The sequence below is a fragment of the Mesorhizobium sp. M0910 genome (assembly GCF_040319465.1).
GTDB lineage: Bacteria > Pseudomonadota > Alphaproteobacteria > Rhizobiales > Rhizobiaceae > Mesorhizobium.
Genome location: NZ_JAMYNZ010000011.1, coordinates 162,838 through 188,933, shown reverse-complemented (window position 1 = coordinate 188,933; position 26,096 = coordinate 162,838). Strand labels below are relative to the sequence as shown.

Annotated in this window: 23 protein-coding genes; 13 read left to right on the top strand and 10 right to left on the bottom strand. The window is 60.7% G+C overall.

Annotated elements, in window-relative coordinates; genetic code table 11:
• The first annotated feature begins 21 nt into the window (after positions 1–21).
• From NKH78_RS25325 to NKH78_RS25305, 5 genes are all read left to right on the top strand, one after another.
• Positions 22–1,158 (top strand): DegT/DnrJ/EryC1/StrS family aminotransferase, encoded by a 1,137-nt coding sequence (locus tag NKH78_RS25325; protein WP_352480475.1) that lies wholly within the window; start codon positions 22–24, stop codon positions 1,156–1,158.
• Positions 1,155–1,829 (top strand): sugar transferase, encoded by a 675-nt coding sequence (locus NKH78_RS25320; protein ID WP_352507236.1) that lies wholly within the window; start codon positions 1,155–1,157, stop codon positions 1,827–1,829. Before NKH78_RS25325 ends, NKH78_RS25320 begins: the two co-directional genes overlap by 4 nt.
• 74 nt (positions 1,830–1,903) lie before the next feature.
• Entirely contained in the window at positions 1,904–2,908 is a 1,005-nt protein-coding gene (locus tag NKH78_RS25315) for an SDR family NAD(P)-dependent oxidoreductase (protein WP_352480477.1), read from the top strand.
• A complete protein-coding gene (locus NKH78_RS25310) occupies positions 2,905–4,179 on the top strand; it encodes a hypothetical protein (RefSeq protein ID WP_352507235.1) in 1,275 nt (424 codons plus the stop codon). The genes NKH78_RS25315 and NKH78_RS25310 overlap by 4 nt, the downstream gene beginning before the upstream one ends.
• The gene (locus NKH78_RS25305) at positions 4,166–5,428 is read left to right on the top strand and encodes a polysaccharide biosynthesis/export family protein (RefSeq protein ID WP_352507234.1); all 1,263 of its coding nucleotides are present in this window, start codon (positions 4,166–4,168) and stop codon (positions 5,426–5,428) included. The genes NKH78_RS25310 and NKH78_RS25305 overlap by 14 nt, the downstream gene beginning before the upstream one ends.
• A gap of 37 nt (positions 5,429–5,465) precedes the next feature.
• Here NKH78_RS25305 and NKH78_RS25300 read toward each other — a convergent pair whose 3' ends face one another.
• Both NKH78_RS25300 and NKH78_RS25295 read right to left on the bottom strand, forming a co-directional pair.
• The gene (locus NKH78_RS25300) at positions 5,466–6,764 is read right to left on the bottom strand and encodes an HlyD family type I secretion periplasmic adaptor subunit (protein ID WP_352507233.1); all 1,299 of its coding nucleotides are present in this window, start codon (positions 6,762–6,764) and stop codon (positions 5,466–5,468) included.
• 242 nt (positions 6,765–7,006) lie between these two features.
• Positions 7,007–8,758, bottom strand: a complete 1,752-nt coding sequence (locus NKH78_RS25295; protein WP_352737311.1) for a type I secretion system permease/ATPase — start codon at positions 8,756–8,758, stop codon at positions 7,007–7,009.
• 405 nt (positions 8,759–9,163) lie between these two features.
• Here NKH78_RS25295 and NKH78_RS25290 point away from each other — a divergent pair, with 405 nt between their 5' ends.
• Positions 9,164–9,856 carry a N5-glutamine methyltransferase family protein gene (locus tag NKH78_RS25290; RefSeq protein WP_352737312.1) on the top strand — a complete coding sequence of 231 codons (693 nt, stop codon included), beginning with the start codon at positions 9,164–9,166 and terminating at the stop codon, positions 9,854–9,856.
• An 85-nt stretch (positions 9,857–9,941) separates the two neighbouring features.
• Here the strand turns inward: NKH78_RS25290 and NKH78_RS25285 are convergent, their stop codons facing one another.
• From NKH78_RS25285 to NKH78_RS25260, 6 genes are all read right to left on the bottom strand, one after another.
• Entirely contained in the window at positions 9,942–10,208 is a 267-nt protein-coding gene (locus tag NKH78_RS25285; protein WP_254819389.1) for an acyl carrier protein, read from the bottom strand.
• Positions 10,209–10,264: 56 nt separating this feature from the next.
• Complete coding sequence (locus NKH78_RS25280) at positions 10,265–11,821, bottom strand: class I adenylate-forming enzyme family protein (protein WP_352737313.1); 1,557 nt, start codon at positions 11,819–11,821, stop codon at positions 10,265–10,267.
• Positions 11,818–13,839: an asparagine synthase (glutamine-hydrolyzing) gene (asnB, locus tag NKH78_RS25275; protein ID WP_352737314.1), complete on the bottom strand. Its 2,022-nt coding sequence runs from the start codon at positions 13,837–13,839 to the stop codon at positions 11,818–11,820. The genes NKH78_RS25280 and asnB overlap by 4 nt, the downstream gene beginning before the upstream one ends.
• Before the next feature lie 3 nt (positions 13,840–13,842).
• Positions 13,843–14,826 carry an NAD(+) synthase gene (gene nadE, locus NKH78_RS25270; protein ID WP_352884555.1) on the bottom strand — a complete coding sequence of 328 codons (984 nt, stop codon included), beginning with the start codon at positions 14,824–14,826 and terminating at the stop codon, positions 13,843–13,845.
• Entirely contained in the window at positions 14,823–17,561 is a 2,739-nt protein-coding gene (locus NKH78_RS25265) for an AMP-binding protein (RefSeq protein ID WP_352689627.1), read from the bottom strand. The genes nadE and NKH78_RS25265 overlap by 4 nt, the downstream gene beginning before the upstream one ends.
• Positions 17,562–17,821: 260 nt before the next feature.
• A complete protein-coding gene (locus tag NKH78_RS25260) occupies positions 17,822–18,070 on the bottom strand; it encodes a hypothetical protein (protein WP_352507228.1) in 249 nt (82 codons plus the stop codon).
• Positions 18,071–18,375: 305 nt separating this feature from the next.
• Here NKH78_RS25260 and NKH78_RS25255 point away from each other — a divergent pair, with 305 nt between their 5' ends.
• The 7 genes from NKH78_RS25255 to NKH78_RS25225 all read left to right on the top strand — a co-directional run bounded on the left by NKH78_RS25255 (position 18,376) and on the right by NKH78_RS25225 (position 23,756).
• Positions 18,376–18,597: a hypothetical protein gene (locus tag NKH78_RS25255; RefSeq protein WP_352507227.1), complete on the top strand. Its 222-nt coding sequence runs from the start codon at positions 18,376–18,378 to the stop codon at positions 18,595–18,597.
• Between the two features lie 195 nt (positions 18,598–18,792).
• Positions 18,793–18,873, top strand: coding sequence for a hypothetical protein (locus tag NKH78_RS32690; protein ID WP_502895561.1), 81 nt, complete (start codon positions 18,793–18,795; stop codon positions 18,871–18,873).
• Between the two features lie 312 nt (positions 18,874–19,185).
• The gene (locus NKH78_RS25245; protein ID WP_352507226.1) at positions 19,186–20,394 is read left to right on the top strand and encodes an ABC transporter substrate-binding protein; all 1,209 of its coding nucleotides are present in this window, start codon (positions 19,186–19,188) and stop codon (positions 20,392–20,394) included.
• An 11-nt stretch (positions 20,395–20,405) separates the two neighbouring features.
• Positions 20,406–21,179, top strand: a complete 774-nt coding sequence (locus NKH78_RS25240; protein WP_352507225.1) for an ABC transporter ATP-binding protein — start codon at positions 20,406–20,408, stop codon at positions 21,177–21,179.
• On the top strand, positions 21,172–21,882 hold the full coding sequence (locus NKH78_RS25235) for an ABC transporter ATP-binding protein (RefSeq protein WP_352507224.1): 711 nt from the start codon (positions 21,172–21,174) through the stop codon (positions 21,880–21,882). The genes NKH78_RS25240 and NKH78_RS25235 overlap by 8 nt, the downstream gene beginning before the upstream one ends.
• Before the next feature lie 7 nt (positions 21,883–21,889).
• A complete protein-coding gene (locus NKH78_RS25230; RefSeq protein ID WP_352507223.1) occupies positions 21,890–22,777 on the top strand; it encodes a branched-chain amino acid ABC transporter permease in 888 nt (295 codons plus the stop codon).
• Position 22,778: 1 nt separating this feature from the next.
• The gene (locus NKH78_RS25225) at positions 22,779–23,756 is read left to right on the top strand and encodes a branched-chain amino acid ABC transporter permease (protein ID WP_352507222.1); all 978 of its coding nucleotides are present in this window, start codon (positions 22,779–22,781) and stop codon (positions 23,754–23,756) included.
• Between the two features lie 19 nt (positions 23,757–23,775).
• On the opposite strand, the gene NKH78_RS25220 is transcribed toward NKH78_RS25225, so the two are convergent.
• Together NKH78_RS25220 and NKH78_RS25215 are read right to left on the bottom strand one after the other, a co-directional pair.
• A complete protein-coding gene (locus NKH78_RS25220) occupies positions 23,776–24,951 on the bottom strand; it encodes an ABC transporter ATP-binding protein (RefSeq protein WP_352507221.1) in 1,176 nt (391 codons plus the stop codon).
• Positions 24,944–26,086 carry an extracellular solute-binding protein gene (locus tag NKH78_RS25215; RefSeq protein WP_254819524.1) on the bottom strand — a complete coding sequence of 381 codons (1,143 nt, stop codon included), beginning with the start codon at positions 26,084–26,086 and terminating at the stop codon, positions 24,944–24,946. Before NKH78_RS25215 ends, NKH78_RS25220 begins: the two co-directional genes overlap by 8 nt.
• Positions 26,087–26,096 lie beyond the last annotated feature (10 nt).

Below are 26,096 nucleotides of genomic sequence, written 5' to 3'. Positions count from 1 at the left end.
TTATCAGTCTAGGAGGTTGTGATGCTCTTGGTCAGTGCCCCGATCCTGGGTGTGCCGGAAAAGACTGCTTTGACCAAGGTCATCGACAGCGGCTGGCTGACAATGGGGGAGCAGGTACGAGCCTTCGAACAAGCTTTTGCCGACGTCCATGGTGCGGAGGATTGCGTCGCGGTCGGTTCTTGTACGGCAGCGCTTCATCTCATTTTGCACGCACTTGGCATCGGACCGGGCGACGAGGTGCTGGTGCCATCCTTGACTTTCGTGGCGACCGCAAATGCGGTCCTCTATGTCGGTGCGACACCGGTCTTCGTGGACATCGAGTCAGCCGACGTGCCGCTGATGTCGATCGTGGAAGCCGAAGCGAAATGCACGACCCGCACCAAGGCAATCATTCTCGTCCATTTCGCCGGCTACCTCGCCGATCGGGAACAATGGCAGAGGTTCGCCCGTGCCCGGGGGCTGCATATCGTCGAGGACGCGGCGCATGCGCCGGGCTTGAAGGAGGTGGGGACATTTGGTGCCGCGGCCGCCTTCAGCTTCTACGGCAACAAGAACATGACCACGGCGGAAGGCGGGGCTGTGATCGCCAGGGATGCCGGTCTGCTCGAGACAATCCGCCAGGCGCGTGGACATGGGATGACCACCGGGACACGTCAAAGGCTGAACAGCCGCACCCCTCAGTATGATGTCACCATGCTCGGATTCAACTATCGCATGGATGAATTGCGGGCTGCGATCGGACTCGTCCAGCTGCAAAATTTGCAGGAGTGGAATGAGATCAGGCGTATCCTGGTCATGCTGTATCGCCGTCTCATAGCCAAGCATTGTCCGGCCGTGACCATCCCGTTCCACGAGCCGCGGACGTCGGCCTACCACATCATGCCTATCCTTTTGCCACGTTACGCCGACAGGCAAGACGTCATCGACGCACTGCGCGCGCAAGGGATACAAACCACTATCCACTACCCGCCGGTGCACCAGATGACGCTCTATCGTGAGCTTATCCCCGATACTCATTTGCCGCGCACCGAAGATTTCGCGCAGCGCGAGCTGACGGTACCGCTGCATCCGCAGGTCACGGCACCTTTGGTCGAAACGGTGGTTGTCGCTCTTGCCGCAGCGGTTAGCGGTTGCGCTCAGACAGGAACAGCCGCATGAATGCCCTGGACGTAGCCATTCACCGGCCTAACGTCTCAAGTGCCGCCCATGGGACTGTGAGACGAGCAATTGATCTCGTCATTGCTGCGGCCGCGGCGATCGTCTTTGCTCCGCTGATGTTGCTGATTGCCGTGGCGCTGCTGCTGGAAGGCGGTCGGCCCATCTTCTTTACGCAGACCCGCGTCGGGGCCGGTGCTCGCCCATTCCGCATGTACAAGTTCCGCAAGTTCAGCGTAAAATGCGATCCCGGTGGCTTGGCGCTGACCATGGCCGATGACAGCCGCATGACGCCGGTAGGACGGTTCCTCGCCGTCACCAAGTTCGACGAGCTGCCGCAGCTTTGGAACGTCTTCAGGGGCGAGATGGCAATCGTCGGGCCGCGCCCGGAGAGCCTTGTCTTCGCCGATTGTTTTCGCGGGGGCTTCGAGGGTATTTTACAATACAAGCCAGGCTTGCTTGGTCCAGCCCAGGTTCTCTTCCGGAATGAAGCGCATTTTTATCCGCGATCCGTGGACCCGTTACTGTTCTACCGTGAGGTCTTGTTTCCGGCCAAAGCCAGGCTTGACCTTTCCTATTATCCGCAACGCACGATCGTCTCCGATGTCGTCTGGATGGTGCGCGGCCTGCTGGCGGTGCTTGGCGTCGTTTCGCCGCCGCCGATCGAAACTTGAGAGCAGATGGGACATCGGCGCTCTCGTGGATTTGCAAAGTCAGTGCCTCACGTCATAGGGGGAACGCTTGGGTCATGGCATACAAGGGCAGGAAAGTTCTGGTTACGGGTGCCGATGGGTTCATCGGTTCGCATCTCACCGAGGCGCTCGTCCGCAGCGGTGCCGACGTCACCGCGGTGGCTCTCTACAATTCCTTCGACAGCCACGGCTGGCTGGACGATTTACCGGACACTATACGAAGCCAGTTGAACCTCATCCGCGGCGATGTTCGCGACAGCGCGTTCGTTAATCGGATCGTGCGCGGCCAGGCGGTCGTGTTTCATCTCGCCGCACTGATCGCTATCCCGTATTCGTATGCCGCCGCCCAGTCCTATGTGGAAACCAACATCCTGGGCACGGTCAACGTCCTCGAAGCGGCGCGCCAATGGGAGACAGAGCGTGTGGTGCACACCTCGACAAGCGAGGTTTATGGCACCGCGCTGACAATGCCTATCAGCGAGTCCCACCCATTGCAGGGACAGTCACCGTATTCGGCATCCAAGATCGGTGCGGACATGATGGCGGAGTCCTACGCCAGATCGTTCGACATTCCCGTGGTTATCATGCGGCCCTTCAATACGTACGGCCCACGCCAAAGTGAGCGGGCCATCGTACCGACCATCATACGTCAGGCTCTCGATAAAAAATGCCCTGCGATCATGGTGGGAGACACAAGCCCGATCCGCGACCTTACTTTCGTGGAAGACACCGCGGCGGCGTTTTTGACCGCAGGTTCGGCCGAGCTCGAATTTGGCCATGCCTACAACGCCGGAAGCCAGCGCGCTGTGACGATCTCGGACATATTGGATCTGGTGATCGAGTTGAGTGGCTGCAAGAAACCAATTCACCGCGACGAGCGCCGGCTGCGGCCGCAGAATTCCGAGGTGCGTGCCTTGCTGGCCGATTCTTCGCTCCTCGAAAGCAAGACTGGATGGCGCGCCCAGACCAGCCTGCGCGAAGGCTTGGAGCGGACCATCGGATGGTGGCAAGGGCGCCTCAGCGAAGGCCGGGTGCGACACGAAATGGGCTACATGACATGACCTTTCGCCCGCGTGGGTTGGCTCCGCTGTTGATTGCGGCTGCCTTGTCGTTGGATTTGTCCACGGCCAGCGGCCGGCAAGACAGCGCGCCGACACAGTTTGTCGCGCCAGTGATGATGGATCTGCCCGATTATCTCCAACCCGCGACGGATCCAGCCTTCGGGACAGTTTTCATGCGCATCACCAAGCCTGGCGCTCTTGGCAATGGCGTCGTATGCGAGAAGAAATTTTGCAGCCACCGTTATTCCAGCTCCCAGGCATGGAATTCAGACCAGAGCCTCCTCGTCATCACCAACGGCTGCAATGGCATGTGCTTTTTCGACGGGCACACCTATGTCCCGCTTTTCCGTCGCGCTCGATCGGCTGAATGCGAATGGCATCCGCAAAATCCCGATCTGATGATTTGCGTTCAGGACCGGAAAATTTCGACCTGGGCGCCACGGACCAATCGCGAAGACGTGCTGTTCGTGTCGCCGAATTACCATGATCTTCAGTTCGGTCCGTCCAAAGGCAATCCTAGCCGCGACGGCGACCGCATAGCAGTGCGCGCGATCCGTGGGGATGGTGCGATGGTTGCCTTTGCCTATGATCTCAAGCAGCGCCGGAAATTTCCTGACATCGATCTTGCCCAGCTTGCCGGAACGGTCAGCGCCTGCTCGATCTCCCCGCTGGGAGCGAACATCCTGTGCTTTCAGAACGTGAACGAAGACACAGAACAGCGAGCTATTTTCTCCGTCGACGGGACGTTGCGGCAGAGGTGGACGGACCATCATCGGCCCGGCCATGGCGATATGACGGTCGATGATGACGGTAGCGAAGTTTTCGTGGGCATCAGCAAATCCGACCCTGACAAATATCACGTCATCAAAAGGAGACTGATTGACGGGAAGGTCACCTCGCTTATGAAATTTGGCGAAGCGGAGCATGCGTCCGCGCGGGCACTGGACAGGAGCGGCTGGGTGTTCGTGAGCTATGGCGGCAATCCCGATGAGATATCTGCCAATCGCGACTGGGCGCCATATGCGCGAGAGGTGATCGCGCTGCGCCTCGACGGCAGCGGTGAGGTTCGACGAGTCACGCAAACCCACAACGTCCCGTCCGACTATTGGAGCGAAACCCATGCCTCGCCGTCCCCCGACGGCTCACAGGTGATCTGGTCGAGCAACTGGGGCGTGCCTGGCGGGCCAGTCTACGAATTCATCACCCGTCTCGATTGGCCGGAAGAGTCGCGGTCGAACCAGAAGGAGATTGCCGCCAATGGTCCTCGTTAATCGAATCCTTCTTGTCGTGCTCGGCATGCTAGCCGCGATGGAAACGGCCGCTGCGGCGGAAGCACGGGTTGCTTATCGACTTTCCGCCGGCGATACCGTCGAGATAGGAATTGCCTCCATCTCTGAGCGAACGCAACGTGCGGTGGTCCAGATGGACGGCACGATCGCGCTTCCCGAAGTCGGGATGGTTTCGGTTGGCGGCCTGACTCCGGCCGAACTGCAGACACGCATGCAGACGATCTTGCCAACCAAGATATTCCACCAGCGGCTGCCTGACGGGCGGGAGCAAATGATCGTCATCAAGCCGACAGACGTGACCGCCGTGGTTGCAGAGTACAGGCCGATCTATGTGACTGGCGACGTGCTCACTCCCGGACAGCAGGCCTATCGCCCGCTGATGACCGTGCGGCAGGCGATTGCGGTGTCAGGTGGCTTCAGCCTTTTGCGGTCCCGGGCAAACCAGGTTGGCCCCGATCCGGTGGATCTGCGGCGCGATTATGAGTCGCTTTGGGGGGAATACACGAGAGACTATTTTCACAGCGCCCGTCTGCGCGCCGAACTTCAGGGTAAGTCGACTTTCGACATGCAGCCACCACAAGGGTCGCCGTTGTCGGCAGGTTTTGCGTCGGCGATCGCGCAGGCCGAAGCAGAAGGGCTGAAGCTCTCGTTGGACAATTTCCAGAAAGAGCAGAGCTTTCTCGACAAAAGTGGCAAGGATGCTGCAGCGCAAACCGAGACCTTGCTCGAGCGCGAGCGGGCCGAAGCGGATGGGGTGAAGGCGGACGAAGACGAACTGGCGCGCGTAAGGAAAGCGTTTGAGTCGGGAAATCTAACCAATACCCGGCTCGCCGACGTCCGGCGCGCTTTGGTGCTCTCTTCCAGCCGGGCACTCGAAACCTCGGTTGAACTTATGAGAGCACGACGTCAGCAGGACGATTTTGCCAGACAGCGCGAACGCAATGACAACCAAAGAAGGATCGGTCTGCTGACCGAGCTGAAGGATACCAACGTGCGCCTTGCCGACGTCAGCGCAAGACTTCGCGCCGCCAGCCAGAAGTTGCAGCCCACGGGAGCGGCCGCCCTGCCGTTGCCGGTTGCCGGCGAAAGGATCCAGGCCGAGGTAACGATCATTCGCAAGCTCGGCGAAGAATGGCGGAAACAGCTTGTCCAAGAAGACACCGAGGTCATGCCGGGAGACACGATCGAGGTCAGGTTCAGCAGCGCTCTCGAAAACGCGGCGACCCGATGAATCGGCCGGGCTGCCGGTTGAGAGTGTGGCAGCCTCCTTACTGCCTGAAGGCCCTGGAGAACTGGTCGGTAAGAGGCTTCATCAAGTAGGACCAGACACTGCGCTCGTCGGTTCTTATGTGGACTTCGGCGGGCATGCCGGGTTTGAGTATTTTCTCTCCAGTCAGGCAGGTCGCTTCATTCTCGACGTCGATGCGAGCCGAAAAATAGGAAAGCTGGCGTTGCTGATCCTTGATCAGATCCGCTGAGACGCGCTTGACCGAGCCTTCGCAAGCAGGTGTGGTGCCGGCGTCGAACGCCGGAAAGCGGATCGATACCTGCTGTCCGGGATGAATCTCATCGATACGCGACGGAGGAATGGAAGCGTCGACGACAAGGTTGTCGGAATCGGGCACAATCATCATGAGCACCTCTCCGGCGCCAATTACGCCTCCGACGGTGTGGACCGAGGATTCTTGTACCGTGCCCGACTGCGGGGCACGAATGTCTGTCCTGCCGAGTTCGTCTTCGGCCACCACCTTGCGCTCACTGAGTTCGGTCTGCTTGGCTTCCGTTTCGCGAAGTTCGTTGGTCACGTCGCTCCGCATTTGTTCGTCGAGCTGAAGCACCTGCAGGTCCGTTTCACTGATGTGAGCCTGTACCTCCGCTATCGCCGCGACAAGGCGTCCCGATTCGCCGCGAGTCCGGGTCTTCTCCAGGCTGACATTGCTCAACCTCTCCTTGGACACCAACTTCTTTGCATAGAGAGATTCGACATCTGCAAGGTTCTTGGTCAGCAGATCCAGAGACTCGTCCGTCGCAGACTGCTGCGATTTGAGGCCATCGATCTGACGTTCCAGCTGCTTCGAGCGGCTTTGCAATTGGGCTTTCTGGCCAGCCAGCGCCGCAGCACGGCTTTCAAACAAGGCACGCTCGCCACTGACAAGTGCCGCCACTTGCGGATCACCCATTTGAGCGCGAAGGTCGGGCGGGATCTGCATTTCCGGCAGACCCTGGCGCTCGGCCTCCAGTCGGGCCAGACGAATGGTGGCGCGATTGAGGTCCTCGGTGATTATCTGCAGGTTTGCTCGGGTCAAGGTGTTGTCCAGCCTGACCAACACGTCGCCGGCCTTCACATGATCGCCGTCCTGCGCGAAGATTCCGCCGATGGTGCCGCCGGTTTGATGCTGCACTTTTTTTATGTTGCTTTCGACCACCACAGTCGCAGGCGCAATCACCGCGCCGGCAATCTTGGTCAATCCCAACCAGAGCCCTCCGCCAAAGACCAACAGCAAGCTGGTTGCCAGGCCCAGGAGCAGATTGGCCCGGATGCCATCCGGATCTGGCTTCGTCTCCAACGAACGGCTCTCACCGCCGGCGGCGACGTATGACGACACGGTAACAGTGGAGCGATACCTCGCATATGCTCGGCCGCACCTTTGCGCGGCGGAACGACAATTTGTTGCCAGGCTCCGGACCAGATTACCCCAGGGTAGATTGGCTCGAATGCCATCCGACTCCGGCTTCGCCCCGGTCGGCTGGCCTTCGCCGCCAACCGCAGCATATGACGACATGGTCACGTTAGACACTAAGCAATACCTCACGCATGCCCGCTTGCACCGTGCTGCAGCGGAACGACAATGTTTGGCTTGTCCGGACGCGGGAAGGGCCGGACCACATTTGCCAGAACGTCTTCGCGCGAGCCGAACGAATGGAGCATCCCGTTCGACAGGACGAGTACCTGATCGATGTTGACGAGAGCGGAGGGGCGATGCGCAACGACGATCACGATACCGCCGCGCTGACGCACAGCCAGGATTGCGCCGGCCAAAGCAGCATCGCCGTCTGCGTCCAGATTGGAATTTGGTTCGTCAAGAACGACGAGGAAGGGATCGCCGTAAAGTGCCCTGGCAAGCCCGACGAGCTGCCTCTGCCCAGCCGAAAGGGCCGCGCCGCCTTCTCCGATGCGTGTTTGAAAACCCTGCGGAAGACGCATGATCATCTTGTCCACGCCCGCAGCCTTGGCAGCTGCCAGCACGCCTTTTGCGTCGCTTTTGCCACCGAACCTCGAAATGTTATCGGCGATCGTCCCGTCGAACAGCTCAACGTCCTGTGGCAGGTAGCCAATATGAATGCCGAGCAGTTCTGAGTTCCACTGATCGAGCGAGGCGCCGTCCAATCTTACCGTGCCACGAAGCGGCTTCCACGCCCTGACCAAAGCGCGTACGAGCGTGGTCTTGCCGGAGCCGCTCGGGCCGACGACCGCCAACCCTGCGCCTCTTGCCAAGCGGAAGCTTACATTGAAGATGGTTGGCTTCTGCAGGCTTGGTGGCGCGACAGTCAAATCTTCGACCGCAAGCTCCGCCTTTGGGCGCGGCAGTTCCATTGTCTCTTGCTGGCTAGCAAAGGCATCCAGCGCTGCCGCCAGCTCGGAATAGCTCTTGCGGGTTGCCAGAAACCCTCTCCAGTTTGCGATGGCCACATCGACCGGCGCTAGTGAGCGGCCCAGCAAAATGGACGATGCAATGATCACGCCGGGCGAGGCCTCGCCCCCGATCACAAGGTAGGCACCAAGCCCCAGCACACATGATTGCAAGGCCATTCGCAGCGTCTTCGACAGTGAGCTCGCTGCGCCGACGACGTCCGAAAGCCGTTCCTGGTTCTTCAGATAAAGATGACTGACCTCGTTCCAGCGCCGGCTAAGCGGAGCAGACAGGCCCATCGCCTGAACGACCTCTGCATTGCGGCGGCCGGAATCGGCCAGCAGCCGCTGCGCGACGAGTGTTTCAGATGCACGAGCCGCAGGTTTGCGGCCGATGATCTCGGCAACCACCGTCAAAAAAACAACGGCGCATGCACCGAGCGTTGCCAGCACGCCAAGGGCGGGGTGCAGCAGATAGATGACCACCATATAAAATGGTATCCAGGGAGCATCGAATAAGACCGTCGGCCCCAGCCCGGAAAGAAAGCCACGTAGCTGGTCCAGATCACGAAGCGGGTGTATCCGGTTCGCATCCGGCCCGGCGACCAGGGGCAGGGAAAGCGAGGCTGCAAACGCCTTTTGCTGCAGATTTTTATGCAGGCGGCTGCCGATGCGGACCAACAGGCGAAGCCTCACGAAATCGAGGAGCCCATAGGCCGCGTAAAGTCCCAGCATCCCGACGGTAAATCCGATAAGAGTCGGCACGCTCTGCGAAGGCAGCACGCGGTCGTAGACCTGGAGCATGTAGACGGAGCCGGTCAAGGCGAGGATATTTATCAATGCGGAGAAAACGCCTACGCCGACGAGGCCGTGCACACAGCCAAACATTGCGGAGCGTAGATCGAGCGAGCGCTCTTTGGTCGACTTCATGATGCGCGCTCGTTGACGCGAAATTGCCGCGCAATCTCGTCGATTCTTTCGATGAGGGACAAACTTTAACCTTCCGGGAAGCAGCAGCTCCGCCCCGCTGCTGGAACATTACGAATTGCTTACATATGTGCCTTCTTTGATTAAAATGTAGCAAAATCGTGACGCTAGGCTGAGAATTCGGCAACTGGCTCGCCAGCCTGGGGATAACCGGCTCGAGTAAGGAGATATTCCTAATCATGACACGGCGCAGAAGCTTATGGTCATCTTTGTAGCATCAGGGCTTCAAAGCGTCTGAGGCGGGATGGGTTTTGATTTTGTCGATCGAGAGTTAAGCGGTTTTAAGATACACTTTATCGGTGCGCCATTGTCGGCCACCAACGCCGGATAAAACGGGAGGCGAGTGTCGTGAGCGAAGAGATCAATGTCGCCGATGCCTATGGCAGGGGCCGCAGCACCTTCATGGGACTGCAGCTGCTCGTCTCGCCCGGTGCGCTTGTTCCTCGACCGGAAACGGAACTGCTCGCCAACGCCGCTCTCGATGTTCTGAGCCAACTGAACTTGCCGGTACCTCGCGTTGTCGACATGTGCTGTGGGGCGGGCAATCTGGCGTGCGCCATCGCGCACCACGCCCCCACCGCGCGCGTGTGGGCAAGCGATCTTACCGACGGATGCGTGCAGGTCGCGCGCCGCAACGTCATCCATCTTGATTTGGAGGAGCGGGTAACGGTGCTTCAGGGCGACTTGTTCAGCGCCTTCTCCGGCCTGGAGCTTGACGGCACGATCGATGTGGTCGTTTGCAACCCGCCCTACATTTCGGAAAAACGGCTCGAGGGCGACCGTTCGCATCTGGTCGAACTCGAGCCGCGTGAAGCATTCGCAGCCGGCCCCTACGGCCTGAGCATCCACATGCGGGTGCTCAAGGAGGCGCCGCGTTATTTGCGGCGCGGAGGCATCCTGCTTTTCGAGGTCGGCCTTGGCCAGGACCGGCAGGTCATGAGTTTGCTCGAGCGTTCCAAGGTCTATGAGAGTATCCGGTCAGTCACCAATCCAGCCGGCGAGGGCCGGGTGGTTGTGGCACATACAAAGGCGCAGGCATAAGCGCCACAGTCGCGGCAGGCTTCAGACGCGCTGTCGCGGCTTAAAACAGCCGGGGATTTGAAACAGAGCTGCGGGCTTTCGGCAATCAGTTTCTCTTGCGCATAACGTATCGCGCAATTCCCTGGATGGAATCGAGGTTCTCGGGCAGCAGCTCGCTGTCTTCGACCGTGATGCCGAAGGTCTCCTCGATGAAGCCGATAACCTCGAGCACCCCCGTCGAGTCCACGATGCCCTGGTCGAGAAGCGAGGTGTCGCTCTCCAGACTGTCCGGATCGGCTATATAGAAATTCGAGGCCAGGAAAGCGCGAATTTGTTCACTGAAGGTATCGGTTCTATCCTTGGTAGATAACATTGATTTCGCCTCCGGTACAAAAGATGAATGCTGATCAACTTCGCTCTGGTGCCGACTCATGACAGGGCCGTTTTTTTGAGTTTGCCCGTGTCGGTCATCGGCAGACTGGGTACGATGACGATGGACTTCGGAACCATGAAGTTTTCCAGCCGTCTCTGGCACTCTTTCTGCAACTGCTTTTCGCCGAGCATGCTTCCCTTCTCCATCACGACAAACGCCTTCACTGCTTGCCCGAGCAGCTCGTCCGGAACGCCGATGACCGCGGCTTCCCGTACGCCGGCAATGTTCATCAACGCGTTTTCCACCTCCTTCGGCGCTATCTTCTCTCCGCGCGATTTTATGATCTCGTCGCCGCGACCGACAAAGTAGAGATAGCCCTCGGCGTCCATCCGGCAGTAGTCGCCGGTGTACAGGACCTGCTCACCCGGCAGCGGTCCGGGTTTGAGCTTTCTGGCTGTCGCCTCCGGCTTGCCCCAATAGCCCTTCATCACCGTCGCTCCGCGGATGACGAGCTGACCAACGACGCCGGGTCCGACCCGCCTGTCATGCTCGTCGACAATCCACATTTCCGTGTTGGGGATGGCGATCCCGACGCTCAACGGCTTTCGCTCAAGATCGTCCGGCGGCAGGTAGGTGCAGCGCTTGCATTCGGTAAGGCCGTACATCGAATAGATACGGGCGCCAGAAAACAGCTCCTGCAGCAGGAGAATGTGCTTGAGCGGCAGGGCGGCCGCAGTGTTGGTGACATAGCGAATGCTCGAAAAATCCTGATCCCTCAGAGACTTGAGCTCCCCGAGTGCGGCAAAGATGGTCGGTACGCCGGGAAAGCCCGTCACCCTTTCTTGCTTGATCAGCCCAAGGATCTGCGCCGGGAAGGCGAACGAACGCTCAAGCACCAGCCGGGCGCCCGCGCCGAACGCCATGATCATCTGGTAAAGACCGTAGTCGAAGGCGAGCGGCAGGACATTGAGGATCACCTCGTCTTCGGCAAGCGCCAGGTATGAGGAAATCGAGGCGCATGCGGCGATCATGTTTCGATGCGTCAGCATCACGCCCTTGGGCTCGCCCGTCGAGCCGGACGTATAAATGATCGCAGCGAGATCGATGTCGATGCAGCGGCGCGCGGGCGGCGTGCTGCGGGCTGCCGCGACCGCAGTATCCCAGCGCACAGCATGCGGCAGTTCTTGCAAGTCGTTGCGTTCGATCGGCCCGGAGACGATCATGCGGCGCAACGATGGGCAATTCCGCGCCGGGTCCCTGAAAATCGAGTGCAGGTGTTTGTCGGTGATCAGTGCGGTCGGGCGGCAGTCGTTGAGCAAATAATCGAGCTTGTCACTTTTGGTGAGCGGATTGACGATGCACACCACGGCGTTGGCCTTGAGCACCGCCCAGAAAGCGACGACGGCCTCGACAGTGTTGTCGGCGAAGATCACCACTCGATCGCCACGCGCAATTCCAGCCTCGGTCAAATGGTGCGCTACGGCGTTCGAGCGCATGTCGAGATCGCCATAGGTGACACGTTGATTGCCGCACACCAGGGCCACCTTGGCGCCGAACCGGCTGGCAGAGTTGGTGAGATAGTCGTGCAGGAGGGGTACGGCGCCATGCATCATGCGAGCACCTCTTCACGATGCTCGCGGTCGATATCGATGCTGAGCTTGAGCGTGCGAGCCCCACTTGGACGGCTCGCGATAAATTGCCGATGGAGAAGCTGTGTCGACAGCACTCCGACCAGCGCCATATTGTCGGAGTTGGACAGGTCGCCGCCGCCGGCGCTGGCTTGGCACTTGCTCAGGAGCCGGGTAACCGATTTGGGATCGAAGACGTTCGCTTCGCGCAGCGCCGCCTCCGAAAGTGCTTCGCGAATGTAGGCCGGAGCGCCATCTGCGACGAAGCAAAGCGCGTTGGGGGCCCGGTAAGGCTGTTTCTTGCGGGTGACGATTTCCGACGGCACGATCGGTTGCGCCACACGTTTCAGCACATGCTTTTCGTCGAGCACACGCAGCTTGTAGGCGGCCGGAAGCGAATTCGCGAGCCTCACGAGTTCATGGTCGAGGAACGGGAAGCGCCCCTCGACGGAATGAGCCATGAGCATCCTGTCCCCTTGTGAGGACAGCAGGTAGCCCGACATCAGCGTCTGGATCTCGATATACTGGTCCTGCGCAAGAGAGCCCCATCGCGAAAACTCCGACGGCAGGCGGGCAAGCAGCTCGGACACGGCGTTATGGCGCTCCGTTTGGGCGCGCATGTCTGCCGAAAACAGCCGCTTGATGGCGCTTGTGGTACGCCAGCGCGTGCCATGCGCAAAACCAGGCGCGTCACAGGCGTGGATGTCGCGCCCGAAGAACTGGCGTGCCATCGCTTGCTGCTGTACCGGCGAGCGGCTGAGATAAGGATAGAGGCGCTCCAGCAAACGGGAGCGTCGCTTCGAGGCGGGCTGGCGTCCCCAGAAGCGGCGGACCTTGCCTTCGCGGAACAAATCGTAGCCGGCGAACATTTCGTCGGCCCCTTCGCCGGTCAGCACGACCTTGATGCCATGCTGGCGCACCAGTCTCGAGAGCAGGAACAGCGGCGCCGGCGCGGTTCTTAGGATTGGCCGCTCGGCATGGTAGATCACCTCAGGGAAGATGCCAGCGATATCGCTGCGCGAAACAACCACCTCATGATGGTCGCTGCCGGCCACGCCGGCAACCAGGCGCTGGAAATGCGTCTCATCATATTCGGCGTCGGCAAAACGCAGCGAGAAAGTCTGGAAGCGCTCGCCCGCGAAGCGTCTCCCCAGCGTGGCGACCAGTGAGCTGTCGAGCCCGCCGGACAAATAGCAGCCAACCGGCACGTCGGCGCGTACTATCCTGAGCGCCGTCGCGGCCTCCAGGGCGCTGCGCACTTCCTCCACCGCGTCATCAAGCGAGCCGCTGAATTCATCATCGCCAGGCCCGTCAACCTCTGGATAGGCAGGCTTCCAAAAAGCCCGCTCGCGAACGACGCCGCGGTCATAAATGCGGACATGCCCAGGCGTGAGTTCGCTTACTCCTCCAAACACGCCTTGTGGCGGCGCGACAGTCCAAAGAGTAAAAGTCTGATCGATGCCGGCTGGATCGAACGCGCGGGGTATGTCCGCATCGGCCGCGAAAATGGCCTTCACCTCGCTGGCGAAGTAAAGCCGTCCGCCATGCTCGCAAAAGTGCAGCGGGCAGATGCCGAACCGATCCCGAGACAGGACGAGACGACCTGCCACGGAGTCCCAGATGGCGACTGCCCACTGCCCATTCATTCGCTCGAAGGCGGCCTCGCCCCAGGCATGATAGGCATGGACGATGACCTCGGTGTCGCTGCGTGTGCGGAAGCGATAACCGAGCGCGGCCAGGTCTTGTCGCAGCTCGACGTAATTGAAGATTTCGCCGTTGAAGACGATCCACATCGTGTCGCCCGCGCCGGCGAGTGGCTGCTGGCCGCTCGCGAGATCGATGACGGACAGGCGGGCATGTGCCAATCCCGCACGTCTGTCCCGGTAGAGGCCACGCTCGTCCGGGCCGCGATGCGCCAGCGCGCCCACCATGCGCATCAGCGCATCCCGGGAAGGGGGAGCCGCGGCGCCGCTCAGCGACACAATTCCGGCGATGCCGCACATCGCCTAGCCCTCGCCCATTGAAGAGGACACCAACGGCCGCGCGTGAAGATAACGTGCGGCGCGCCGCTTGCTATCGATATCCTTGAAAACCTTCTGGACCTGCGCCTCGGTGAGGCCGGTTGCCTCAGCGACCTCTTCGCTGGCTATCCCGTGGTTCAAGCCGTAGAGGCACAGATCCATCAAATAATAAGGCAGCGCGAAGTAGAACTCCTCCTGACTCTGCGGCATCGAAAAGGTGTCCGTGGTGGGCGGTCTTCGCCGGACCTCTTCCTCCACCCCAAGATATTCGGCCAATTGATAGACCTGGGTCTTGTAGAGGTGGACGATTGGCATCAGGTCGGCAATTCCGTCGCCTTGCTTGACGAAGAAGCCCTGGTCGTACTCCAGGCGGTTCGGCGTGCCCGCTACCGCGTAGTTGAGGCGGTCGGCATGGTAGTATTCGGTCATCTTCCGCAGGCGCTGCTTGTAATTGGTTGCCGCGACGATCTGCAGATAGGCTGCCGACGGCAGACGCACCGTGTCGGTCCTGCCCTCGGGGTCCTGAACCGTGAGGCGCGTGATGTTGAGACCGTTGCTCTCGAGAACCGAGGCGAGCACCAGCTTGCATTTCCAGCCGTCCCCATATTCGGGAACGACAGTCTTGATTGCTTCGATCTGCCGTCTATAGGCGCCGATCGCTTCCAGGGCCGGCGTTATATCCTCCAGGACCGTATCGATAGCAAGCTGCGCGGCGACGGTGCGGCCGAGCCTTAGCGAGTCGCCGGAGGAATGGCGCTCCGGCATGAATATCCCGAGGACCTTGTCTTTTCCAAAGGCGCGAGCACACAACGCCGCGACGACTGAGCTGTCGATGCCGCCTGAGAGGCCGACAACCACCCCTCGACGTCGCAGCGTGCCAAAGACCTGCTGGCGCAAGATCTGGACGATACGATCGACTTCCGCGCCAGCCTCGAGCACCAGCGCGTCCTTGCCGAATGTTGAGATCAGGTCGATGGCTTGTACTCCAGTTTGCGAGACTCGGTTGGCGAATAGGTTTGCGCCACCGCTTTCTCGATAAGGGGACGGTTGGTGGCGAGGTGAGGCTCTATGACCAGGTCGATATGGGTGCCGACGATCGGAATCACGTCCAGATGGGCGAAAACGCGATCCCAGCCGATGGCCAGAGTCATTCCGGGTCGAGCACAGCGAAACAGGGTGCCGGTGATCGGCAGCGCCGGCTTCGGCTCTGTCAGCCATTGGAAGAAGGCCCGTGCCCGCAAAACCTCCTGCAGTTCCAGTTTGGTTCTAAAGCTCGTCGCATTGAATTGTCCCTGAGCGTAGCGATCGAGAAACCGGACCAGTTGCGCCTCTCGCCCCATTTTCACGGCGACTTTCGCGAGGGCGCGGCAAGCCATCCGGTAAGCGGATACGCGGTTGGTCCGGATTCGATTAAATGTGCGCGTAAACGTCTCCAAGTAGGCGCTTCGCTCGCCGACGAGGCTGGTGTCGAGTATGCCGACAAACTTTATGGTTCGCCCCGCGGCCAGCAGCCGCGCCGCCACTTCGAAAGCAACAGCGCCGCCGAGCGAATGGCCAAGAAGTCGTATGTTACCCGAAGGTTGAGTGCGGCGGATCTGCTCGACGGCGGCATCGGCCATGTCGGCGAGGCTGTTTTGCCCGCGCAGTATCAGAGCCAGGGCCGGATACCTGATCGGGGCAACGCGGGTGACCTTGCCCATCGCTGCTGCAAAGGCAGCAAGGCTCGGGCCATAGCCGACCGACCCCGGGAACAGAAAAAGAATGGGAGGATCGTGCTTCTCGGCGCGCGCGCTTTGGTCGCCTGCCTGTGCAGATACGACCGCCTTGACCATTTCGTCCAGGCTCATCCCGACGGTGAAGGCCTCAAGACCGAGTTCCTGCCCGATAGCGCTTTCGATTTCCATGACGCAGTGCAGCAGCTTCAGTGAATCTCCTCCGGCGTCGTCCCAGCGCCCTGCCGCCACCCGCGTATTAAGAATGCTGGTCCATGCCCGCTGGACGACCTGCTGCGCCGTCAGCTTGCCTCGCGGCTCGAGCGGACGCTCGATCGCTGCCGTCTCTCTGGCTGAAAGATCCATGTCTGCAAGTGTCGTGATGTCGACTTTGCCGCTCGGCAGACGCGGCATCTCGGCGATCGTGTGCAACCGCAGGGGACGCAGCGGCGGCGGCAGATTGGACCTGACAAGCTGGCGAAGCTCGTCTGAAAAGGCCGCTTCGGCCGAGCGCCGAGGAACAACAAAGGCGACAAGCTCATTCGCCGCAGCCACGATTGCCACAGCATCCGCAACAGAGGGTGCGCAACGCAGCACCCGTTCGAGCTCGGCTGGCTCGACGCGTCGACCATTGATCTTTACCTGGCGCCCCTTGCGACCGACGATGTGCAGTAGGCCTTGGTCATCAAGTCTAACGAGGTCACCCGTCGCGAAAATCCGAAGGCTTGGATCGTCCGGGTCTGATGTTGTCGGCACAACAGCCCCGTCCTCCCAATGGCCAAGCAAGACATAGGGGCTCCTGATCAGAAGCTCTCCGCTGCGGCCTGGTTGAACGCGGCGGCCCGTTTTGTCGACAATTGCAAAGGTGATGCCAGGCAGTAGCCAGCCAACTGGAACCGAATCTCCATGCTCCGGCCAGTCTCGCGGCAGGAACCATTGCGAGCCCGTGGTCTCGGTTGACGAGTAACCGATCTGGATGAGGCACGTATCGGAGACGGCCTTGCGCAGCAGGGCGATGTCGCTCCACGGCACCTTCTCGCCACCGATCCGGGCGACTCTGAGTGAATGAAATGCTTCCGCAGGTCCGTCTGCCATAAGCGCGCGAAGCAGTGCCGGCACCAGATAGGTGATTGTCACGCCCGCGGATCGCACCAGACGTTGCACGGCGCGCAAGCCGACCGCTTCGACTTCGACCAGATGCAAGGTGGCGCCGGTGAGAAGAGCCGCAAGAATCTCCCGGCACCCGGCGATTGTGGCGGGTCCGGTCAATGGCAGGAAAACATCATCCGAGTTGATGTGGCATGCATCGACATATTGCTGGACCCGGCACAGCAAGCTGCGCTGGCTGTTAACGATGCCTTTGGGCCGGCCCGTGCTTCCTGATGTATAAAGCACGATGGCGGGCGCATCGACCGAGGCGGAATAAGACTGAGGCACTTGCCCACCCTGCGAGGCCGCACTGGTCGACACATCGATCCAACTGACCCGGTGAGGCAAACGTTCGGGTCGGACATTGCCCTCGCCCAGAATAGCTGAGAGTCGCGCCCCGGCCACGATTTCAAGAATCCGCGAGCCAGGATCTCGTGCGTTGAGCGGCACCGAAGGGCGCCCAGCCGCCATGCTGGCCAGCATGGCGATGGGATACCAGGCTGAGTTGGCCTGAAGAATCCCTATCGCCTGTCCATCTGGGACGGCCGCCGCGATCTGGTAGGACAGCGTCTCGACTGACCGGAGAAGCTGGGAATAGGTCAGACGATTGGCGCCGTCGCTGATTGCAAGCTTGTCGGGGTACTGGCGGACGATATTTCTCAGGTGCTCGAAGGCCGCAATGTTGGCAAAATCGGCGCCCAATCTTTGAAATGGGCGCAGTACGGGACCACCCTGATCCAGTGGGTATTGTGGGACACTTGACCAATTATCGGAGGTCGTTGTCTGACAATCCACCGCTAGATCCTGATCCGCGACTTCTGATCCCAAATATGCCGAAGACATGAGTTGCCTACGCTAAGATTAGGGTCACTTATCGCCCCCCGCCCCGATCTTTTCATCGATCATTCTGATGATGCCCTTCGCCTGTTTCGCAAGCCGCGGGCCGAGCCAATCATGCCGAGCTCGCTGGCTGCCGTGGTGCGCATGACACGGCGAGCACTGGCGTTTGTGCCAAGTTGGCAACACCTGTTGGACACATGCCAAGGCGGGATCGAAGACCAAGGCGGGTTGAAGACGGAATTGCCGCTACGCAGGCATATTGCCTATTCTGTGGTTCTCCCGGGCGATACAGGCGATGCTTCGGTGTCGGAATAGCTGCCGGAGACGAAACAATATGCATAGATCTGTCCCCGATTTTCGTCGGTCACACGAATCCAATCCTTTTCCCACGTTCGGAAGGTAATACGCCCGCCCGTCATCATAGCTGCGGCTCTGAACGGACTCGGCGCGTTGACAACGCGCACCGATATAACATCGTCGCCGTCCATACGCTCGACGAGATACGTCTGCATGAAAGCTCCCCATGCCCCGCTAGATCACCCGCACTTTAACGACGGCTAATCAATTCGGTTGCAACGTGTTTTGCGAAACTTGGAGGCGATGGTTTCCATACCCACCGGCGCCGGGGGTCCCTCCCACTCCGTATCCGTCAGATTTTTCAGCGACGGGAAGCCAGTACAGGTGAAGGCAGGCTGATTCCGGCCATGCCGGCCTTCATGACCACTGCGCCGTGTCGACGATCCGTTGGAGCAGAAGGCCTGGTGCTGCAACGTCAATCGTATTTGGCCAGGAAGCGCCCGACGGCGGCGAGGCCGTCGTGCTTTTCCTCGACATGCGGCATGTGGCTGGAATTCGGGAAGACCAGGCCTTCGACGTAGGGGATAAGATCCAGAAAGGGCTGGACGCAGGCCTCGGTCGCTTCGTTGTAGAAGCCGCGGAAAACCAGGTCGGCGCCTCGATCCGATGCAGGCGGTCGACGATGGTCCAGTCCCGCATCGTGCCGATGACGTGGAACTCATTGGGACCATTTATGGTGTGATAGACGGTCGGATCTTCCTCGATTGCCGCGAATGTCCGGGAGACCATTACACCGCGGTGCTGCGTTCCGCCGTGCCGATACCCGGCATCGACCGGGCGCGGCGTGGCCGGCTGGTGCTCAAGGGTGACCTGCCCAGCCCGATGAACCCACCCCTCGGGGTGCCGGTTCCACACCCGTTGCCCAGCTGCCACCCCGATCTGCCGCAGCGAGCGCCCGCTTCTCCAAAGCATCGGCGAGGGCCGCCTGGTCGCCTGCCATCATCCAGCCGACGGTTGACGAGGGGAATTCTCGTTCAACGATATCCGGACCGTCAGCCGTAATTGTTGCTTCGGCGAGAATAAAGGCCGATCTGGACGCCGCACGATCCGGCGCTATGTTGCGCTTCGGCGGCCGGGTATCGCGGATGCCTAATACTAAAGTAACTGTTCTCGCGTTGCCGAGCGATGTTACGATTTGAAGGACGGTGGCCGTACAGCGCTGCGTGATTTTGCGCTGGAGAGGATGGAATATGGGAGGCCGCTCTTCGTGCCGCAGCAGGCAGCCGCCGACATGTTGCTCGGTTGTCGACCATAAGGGAGGAAGTCACCAATGAAGCTATCGTACCTGGTCTCGGCCGCGCTTCTTGCAGCGACTGCGATGCCTGCTGCAGCCGCCGAGATTTCCGATGGCAAGGTCAAGATCGGCATTCTCAACGACCAGTCGGGCGTCTATGCCGATTTCGGCGGCAAGTGGTCGGTCGAGGCCGCCAAGATGGCGGTCGAGGATTTCGGCGGCAAGGTGCAAGGTGCGCCGGTCGAGATCGTCAGCGCCGACCACCAGAACAAGCCGGACATCGCCTCCAACATTGCGCGGCAGTGGTATGACACCGAACAGGTCGATTCCATCATGGAACTCACCACCTCCTCGGTGGCACTCGCCGTCCAGGGGATTTCCAAGGAAAAGAAGAAAATTGATATCGTCACCGGCGCCGCGACCACCGAGCTAACTGGTAAACAGTGCTCGCCCTATGGCTTCCACTGGGCCTACGACACGCATTCGCAGGCAGTGGGGACCGGTGGCGCTCTCGTCCAGCAAGGCGGCGACAGCTGGTTCTTCGTCACCGTCGATTATGCATTCGGATATTCGCTCAAGGAGCAGACCGCAAAGTTCGTCGAGAGCCATGGCGGGAAGGTGGTTGGCGAGGTGCGTTACCCGCTCGGCTCGACCGACTATTCATCCTTCCTGCTGCAGGCGCAATCGTCGGGCGCCAAGGTCATCGGCCTGGCGAATGCCGGCCTCGACACCTCCAACTCGATCAAGCAAGCGGCCGAATTCGGTATCGTGCAGGGCGGTCAGCGCCTTGCAGCGCTTCTCTTCACGCTGGCCGAGGTGCATGGGCTCGGTCTCGAGGCGGCGCAAGGCGTGGTGCTGACCGAAGGCTTCTACTGGGATCGCGACGACAAGAGCCGCGAGTTCGCCCAGCGGTTCTTCAAGCGCACCAACCGCATGCCGAATATGATCCAGGCCGCCACCTATTCAGCCGTGACACAGTATTTGAAGGCGATCGACAAAGCCGGCACCGATGGAACCGAGGCGGTCGCCAAGGAATTGCATTCGATGCCGGTGAACGACGTCTTTACGGCGAACGGCAAAGTGCAGCCCGACGGCAACATGGTTCACGACATGTATCTTTATCAGGTCAAGTCGCCGAGTGAGAGCACCAAGGAGTGGGACTATTACAAACCCCTCGCCACGATCCCCGGTAACGAGGCGTTCCTGAGCGCCAAAGAGAGCGGCTGTCCCACGGCCGGCGAGTGATTGGCGGACCGATGGCGCCGCCTGAACCGGATCGGCCGCAGGTAGTGCTTTCCGCCCGCGGTTTGCGGCGCGACTTCGCCGGCTTCGTTGCTGTCAGGAATGTCGATCTCGACGTCTACCACGGCAATATCCACGCGCTGATCGGACCCAACGGCGCCGGCAAGACCACCGTGTTCAACCTGCTCACCAAGTTCCTGCCGCCGACCAGCGGCAGGATCGAACTGCTCGGCCACGACATCACCCGCACCTCGCCGGCCAAAGTCGCGCGGATGGGCCTGGTGCGCTCGTTCCAGATATCGGCAGTGTTTCCGCATCTCAGCGTGCTCGACAATGTGCGCGTTGCATTGCAGCGACCGGGCGGGCTCAGCGTTCAGTTCTGGCGCTCGCTATCGGCGCTCGATAGATTGACGCCGCGCGCCGAGGAGCTTTTGCGGTCTGTCGGTCTCGACGATGCCAAGAACAGGCCCGCCGCCGATCTCTCCTATGGCAGGAAACGTGTGCTCGAGATCGCCACGACGCTGGCGCTCGAGCCGAAAGTGCTGCTGCTCGACGAGCCGATGGCCGGCATGGGGCATGAGGACGTGCGTACGGTTTCCGACATCATCCGCTCGGTTGCCAGGGATCGCGCCGTGCTGATGGTCGAGCACAATCTGACAGTGGTGGCCGATCTTTGCGACTGGATAACCGTCATGCAGCGCGGCGAAATCCTTGCCGCCGGCGACTACCCCACGGTCAGCCGCGACGAGCGGGTGAGGGTCGCCTATATGGGCACCGCCGATGACTGACGCCGCGCCGCTTCTTGCAGTCCGCGACCTCAACGCCTGGTATGGCGAGAGCCATGCGCTGCACGGCGTCGATCTGGAGGTCTTTCCAGGTGAAACTGTGACGTTGCTGGGCCGCAACGGCGTCGGCAAGACCACGACATTGCGCGCCATCATCGGGCTAATCCGCCAGCGGACCGGCCAGATTTTTTTCGACGGCAAGGATCTGATGCGCCTGCCATTGCACCGGACTGCGCAGCAAGGCATCGGCCTGGTGCCGGAGGAACGCGGCATCTTCGCGACGCTGACCGTGGACGAGAATCTGGTGCTGCCCCCGATCGTCGCCGAAGGCGGCATGAGCGTGGAGGAAATATTCGATCTTTTCCCCAATCTGAAGGAGCGCCGTAACAGCCCCGGCACCAGGCTCTCGGGCGGCGAGCAGCAGATGCTGGCGATTGCGCGCATGCTCAGAACCGGCGTGAAAATGCTGCTTCTCGATGAGCCGACCGAGGGCCTGGCTCCGGTCATCGTGCAGCGCATCGGCGATCTGCTGGCGACGATGAAAAAGCGCGGTATGACGATCCTGCTGGTCGAGCAGAATTTCCGCTTTGCCAGCCGCGTCACCGACCGTTTCTACCTGATGGAGCACGGCAAGGTCGTGGCGGCCTTTCCGGTCGGCGAACTGCCGGATCGCATGACGCTGCTGCATGAAGTGCTGGGTGTATGATGGCGCCATGACGATGATCTTCGGAATACCCGTTCAGGCATTCCTCGGCCAATTGCTGGTCGGCCTCATCAACGGCTCGTTCTACGCAATGCTGAGCCTGGGCCTTGCTGTCATATTCGGCCTGTTGCGCGTCATCAATTTCGCTCACGGCGCGCTCTATATGCTCGGCGCCTTCATCGGCTACCTGCTTCTCACCCGGTTCGGTATCGGCTACTGGCCGGCTTTGATCCTGTCGCCGCTGATCGTCGGCGGCTTCGGCATCGTGGTCGAGCGCCTGGCGCTGTCGAGGCTTTACGACATCGACCCGCTCTACGGGCTGCTTTTCACCTTTGGCCTCGCGCTCGTGCTCGAAGGGGTATTCCGTTACTACTATGGCGTATCGGGAAGTCCTTATTCCGTGCCGCCGCTGCTGTCCGGCGGCACCAATCTCGGCTTCATGTTCCTGCCCAATTATCGCGGCTGGGTGGTGGTAGCCTCGATGATCGTCTGTTTCGGCACTTGGGCGCTGATCGAGAAGACCAGGCTGGGCTCCTATCTGCGCGCGGCAACGGAGAACCCCGGCCTGGTGCAGGCTTTCGGCGTCAACGTGCCGTTGCTGCTGACCCTTACCTACGGCCTCGGCGCCGCTCTTGCCGGGCTTGCGGGGGTTCTCGCCGCGCCGATCTATCAGGTGAGCCCGCTGATGGGATCTGACCTCATCATCGTCGTTTTCGCCGTTGTCGTGGTCGGCGGCATGGGATCGATCCTCGGGGCGATCGTCACCGGTTACATGCTTGGCCTCGCCGAAGGCTTGACCAAGGTTTTCTATCCCGAAGCCTCCAATCTGGTGGTCTTCGTCATCATGGCGATCGTGCTTCTGGTCCGGCCAGCCGGCCTGTTCGGAAGGGATGCCTGAGATGGCCGAACTGACCCTTCGCGAGACGCGTGCCAAGAATTCCGCACGGCTTGAATGGGCGCTGGTCGGGCTCGGCATCCTGGCGCTGCTGGTGGCGCCTTTCTTCGTCTATCCGATCTTCCTGATGAAGATGCTGTGCTTTGCGCTGTTTGCCTGCGCGTTCAACCTTCTGCTCGGCTACACCGGCCTGTTGTCCTTCGGCCATGCGACGTTCTTCGGCGGGGCGGCCTATTTCACCGCATACGCGGTCAAGGTCTTGGGCTGGCCGCCGGAAGCCGGCATCCTGCTCGGCGTCCTGGGTGCCGCGCTGCTCGGCCTTGTGATGGGCTTCTTTGCCATCCGCCGGCAAGGCATCTATTTCGCCATGATCACGCTGGCGCTGTCGCAGATGTTCTTCTTCTTCTGCGTGCAGGCACCGTTCACCGGAGGTGAGGACGGCATCCAGGGCGTGCCGCGTGGTAGGCTGCTTGGAATGCTCGACCTGAACGTCTCGATCAACATCTATTATTTCGTGCTGGCAGTCTTCCTCATCGGCGTGTTCGCCATCTGGCGCATCATCAACTCGCCTTTCGGCATGATCCTGCGTTCCATCCGGGAAAACGAGAGCCGGGCCATTTCGCTGGGCTATTCCGTCGCCAACTACAAGCTGGCGGCTTTCGTCATGTCGGCGACATTGGCCGGGCTGGCCGGCGCGCTCAAGGCGATCGTTTTTCAGTTTGCCACGCTCACCGACGTCACCTGGCAGATGTCGGGCGAGGTGATCCTGATGACGCTCCTCGGCGGCATCGGCACCATGGTCGGGCCGATCATCGGGGCCAGTCTGGTCGTCGGCCTGGAAAACACGCTCGCCACCTCGAGTTTTCCGGTGACCATCGCCACCGGCCTGACCTTCATGGTCTGCGTGCTGGTTTTCCGGCGCGGTATTGTCGGTGAGGTCTATGCGCGGTTTCTCGGGCCAAAGGGTAACGGGAAAGACTGAACGGCTCAGTTCCGCCTCGCTACGCGATGCGTAAGCCTTGCGCGTCGAGAAGCACGCAGCCCAGAGGATCGAAGCAGACATCGACCATTTCGCCTTCACGCAGCGGCTGGCCGTCGATCAGCGTGTTGGCGCGCACCAGCGTGCCGGCGCCGATGTCGATCTCGTAGACCGCATTGCCGCCCAGATAGGAGGTCGAGACTATCCGTCCCGCCAGCCTGTTGGCAGCACCGACGGTACCGACGGTAAGCTTCTGCGGGCGAACGACGACGGTGACCGCGCTGCCGGTCGCGAGCGCCTTCGGCGCGGCCGCCTTTACGACATGGCCGCTGGCCAGCGCGATCGTCGCCATCTTGCCGTCCATCACAGTCACGCTGCCGGGCAGCATGTTGGCCTTGCCAAGGAAATTGGCGACGAATGCGGTGGCCGGCTGGTCATAGACCTGCGCGGGGGAGCCGATCTGCTCGATCAGGCCGGCATTCATGACGACGATGTGGTCGGACATCGACAAAGCTTCTTCCTGGTCGTGCGTCACGAAGATAGCGGTGATGCCCGTCTCCCTCTGGATTTTCTTGATCTCGACGCGCATGTCCTCGCGCATGTTGGCGTCGAGTGCCGACAGAGGCTCGTCCAGCAGCAGCACTTCCGGCTCGAAGACGATGGCGCGGGCCAGTGCGATGCGTTGCTGCTGGCCGCCAGAGAGCTGTGATGGCAGCTTTGTCTCACTGCCGGGCAGCCGCACCATGTCCAGCGCCTTCTTGACCCGGCGCACGATTTCCGGTTTCGGCACGTTTCGATATTTCAGGCCGAATGCGACGTTGTCGAAGACGTTCTTGTGCGGAAAGAGCGCGTAGTTTTGGAACACCAGACCAATGTTGCGCTTGTAGATCGGGATGTCGTCGACCCGTTTTCCGCCGATCGAGATCTGGCCGCTGGAGATGTCGACCAGGCCCGCGATCGATCGCAGGATCGTCGTCTTGCCGCAGCCGGACGGCCCGAGCAAGGTGACGAAACTACCCTTGCGGATCGCCAGTGAAAAATCGCGCACAGCGGCGAACTTGCCGTAAAAAATATCGATGTCGCGAAACTCGACCGCAGGCTTTCCTGTCGGCTGTCTCTCACCTTGGGCGAGCGGGTCGCCAGCGGCCCCGGCCGAAGCCGGCCGGGGCTGCTGGTCGTGGCTGTTGTCGTCATGCACCTTTCGACACCCTGTCCCATTGCTTGGTCCAGGCGTCTTCGTTCTTCGCCCAGTAGAGCGGATCGGCGAAGGTCAGCGACTTCATCGATCCGGTCGGATCGAAGGCCGGAAGTGCCGCGATCTTGTCGGTCAGCTTCACCTTGGTCGGGTCAAGCGATGGCGGATAGTTCTGGCCCTCGGCGACGGCGATCGACGTTGCCGGATCCAGCATGAAGTTGATCAGTTCCTCGCATTCGGCCATGGGCGAACCCTTGAGCACCAGCATGTCCTCCATCCACGCGTATGAGCCGGCAGGGTCGAGATAGCCGATTGGCTGGCCCTGCTGCTGCAGGGCGGCGACACGTCCTGACCAGGCGTCGGTGACGACGATCTCGTTTCGCGACAGGAGGTCCATCAGTTCCGCGCCGGAACTCCAGAACTTCTTGGCCAGGTCGCGGGTCTCGCGAACCTTGGCCCAGATGGCATCCATGTCCTGGATGTTGTTGGGGTCCTGTTTCGTCTGCAGCGCCGCATACCAGACGCGCGTCGTCATATCGGCGTAGCCGCCGATCTTGCCGGCATATTTCTTGTCGGTAAGCAGGTTGGCGCCCTTTTCCTTGGCTTCCTCCGGCGAGATGACCTTGTTGTTGTAGGCGATGCCGGTGGTGCCGTAATCATAGGGCACAGCCGACAGCTTTGGCGTGATCTTGCGGAACGGCTCGATCATGGCGGTCAGCACATTTGCCATGTTCGGGATGTTCGCCTCGTTGATCTCCGAATTGAAACCGCCATTGACGTATTTGATGTAGTAGTTGACGCCGGAAGAATGGACGATCTGGAAGTCGCCCGGCTTCGACGTCTTGATCTTGGTGATGATCTCGTTCTCGTCGCCAAAGGTGCCCTGGACGACCTTGACCTTGGACTTGGCGGTGTAAGGCTGGAACGCGTACTTATCGATCGCTTCCTGCACCACGCCGCCCCATCCGTCGAAGCGCACTTCCGAAACCGCGGCCAGCGCCCGTCCCATCCAGGGCATGGAAAGCCCGGTGGCGGCGGCAGCGGCGGCCGTCAGCGTCAGGAATGATCGCCGGCTGATGTCGCCATCGGCATAGCGCTCATTCAGCCGTTCCAGTCGTTTGGTGGTTGTCACTTTCATTTCCGTTCTC

Coding starts and splice junctions, on each gene's coding strand:
- NKH78_RS25325 (WP_352480475.1), top strand. CDS start 22: ATGCTCTTGGTCAGTGCCCCGATCCTGGGTGTGCCGGAAAAGACTGCT.
- NKH78_RS25320 (WP_352507236.1), top strand. CDS start 1,155: ATGAATGCCCTGGACGTAGCCATTCACCGGCCTAACGTCTCAAGTGCC.
- NKH78_RS25315 (WP_352480477.1), top strand. CDS start 1,904: ATGGCATACAAGGGCAGGAAAGTTCTGGTTACGGGTGCCGATGGGTTC.
- NKH78_RS25310 (WP_352507235.1), top strand. CDS start 2,905: ATGACCTTTCGCCCGCGTGGGTTGGCTCCGCTGTTGATTGCGGCTGCC.
- NKH78_RS25305 (WP_352507234.1), top strand. CDS start 4,166: ATGGTCCTCGTTAATCGAATCCTTCTTGTCGTGCTCGGCATGCTAGCC.
- NKH78_RS25295 (WP_352737311.1), bottom strand. CDS start 8,758: ATGAAGTCGACCAAAGAGCGCTCGCTCGATCTACGCTCCGCAATGTTT.
- NKH78_RS25285 (WP_254819389.1), bottom strand. CDS start 10,208: ATGTTATCTACCAAGGATAGAACCGATACCTTCAGTGAACAAATTCGC.
- NKH78_RS25280 (WP_352737313.1), bottom strand. CDS start 11,821: ATGATGCATGGCGCCGTACCCCTCCTGCACGACTATCTCACCAACTCT.
- asnB (WP_352737314.1), bottom strand. CDS start 13,839: ATGTGCGGCATCGCCGGAATTGTGTCGCTGAGCGGCGCCGCGGCTCCC.
- NKH78_RS25265 (WP_352689627.1), bottom strand. CDS start 17,561: ATGTCTTCGGCATATTTGGGATCAGAAGTCGCGGATCAGGATCTAGCG.
- NKH78_RS25260 (WP_352507228.1), bottom strand. CDS start 18,070: ATGCAGACGTATCTCGTCGAGCGTATGGACGGCGACGATGTTATATCG.
- NKH78_RS25245 (WP_352507226.1), top strand. CDS start 19,186: ATGAAGCTATCGTACCTGGTCTCGGCCGCGCTTCTTGCAGCGACTGCG.
- NKH78_RS25240 (WP_352507225.1), top strand. CDS start 20,406: ATGGCGCCGCCTGAACCGGATCGGCCGCAGGTAGTGCTTTCCGCCCGC.
- NKH78_RS25235 (WP_352507224.1), top strand. CDS start 21,172: ATGACTGACGCCGCGCCGCTTCTTGCAGTCCGCGACCTCAACGCCTGG.
- NKH78_RS25230 (WP_352507223.1), top strand. CDS start 21,890: ATGACGATGATCTTCGGAATACCCGTTCAGGCATTCCTCGGCCAATTG.
- NKH78_RS25225 (WP_352507222.1), top strand. CDS start 22,779: ATGGCCGAACTGACCCTTCGCGAGACGCGTGCCAAGAATTCCGCACGG.
- NKH78_RS25215 (WP_254819524.1), bottom strand. CDS start 26,086: ATGAAAGTGACAACCACCAAACGACTGGAACGGCTGAATGAGCGCTAT.